Annotated in this window: 1 protein-coding gene; it reads left to right on the top strand. The window is 68.6% G+C overall.

The window, feature by feature from the left end; genetic code table 11:
- Positions 1 to 643, top strand: a 643-nt coding sequence (locus tag MYF83_RS42265) for an SRPBCC family protein (protein WP_248966454.1), incomplete at both ends; no start/stop codon positions are given.

Raw genomic sequence — 643 nt, 5'->3', positions numbered from 1 at the left:
TGGAGCGGGTGTGGGAGGCGGTGGCGACCGGGCCGGGGTTGACCTCCTGGTTCCTGGGGCGTAACGAGGTCGAGCCGCGTGTGGGCGGCAAGGCGGTGCAGTTCTTCGGTGACTTTCCGGTGGAGGCGAGGGTGACGGGCTGGGAGCCGCTGCGGCGGTTCGCCTTCCGTGGTGCGGAGGGGGAGGACGGCGCCTACATGGCGCTGGAGTTCCTCGTCGAGGGGCGTGGTCAGGGTGGCACGGTGCTGCGGCTGGTGCAGAGCGGGGTTTTGGGTGATGGATGGCAGGCGGAGGTGGAGGCGTTGGAGCGCGGCTGGGACATGTATCTGCACACGTTGGATCAGTATCTGACTCATTTCCCGGGTCAGTTCGCGCTGGTGGTGTTCGGTGCGCGGCCGGGTGGTGGTGGGGTGGAGCCGGTGTGGCGGGTGCTGGAGCGTGGGCTGGGGTTGACCGGTCCGGTGGTGCAGGGTGATCGGGTGCGGCTGACTCCGGAGGGGTTCGCGCCGATCGAGGGGGTCGCCGATTTCGTGGCGCCGGGCTTTTTGGGGGTGCGGACCGGTGATGGGTTGTACCGGTTCATCCTGGGTCAGAACGACACGCTGGTGGTCGGGCACCACATCTTCGCCGACAAGGCCGACCC

Origin of the sequence: Sphaerisporangium perillae (assembly GCF_023276435.1) — a bacterium.
GTDB lineage: Bacteria > Actinomycetota > Actinomycetes > Streptosporangiales > Streptosporangiaceae > Sphaerisporangium > Sphaerisporangium perillae.
This window is presented reverse-complemented; position numbering and strand designations above follow the sequence as displayed.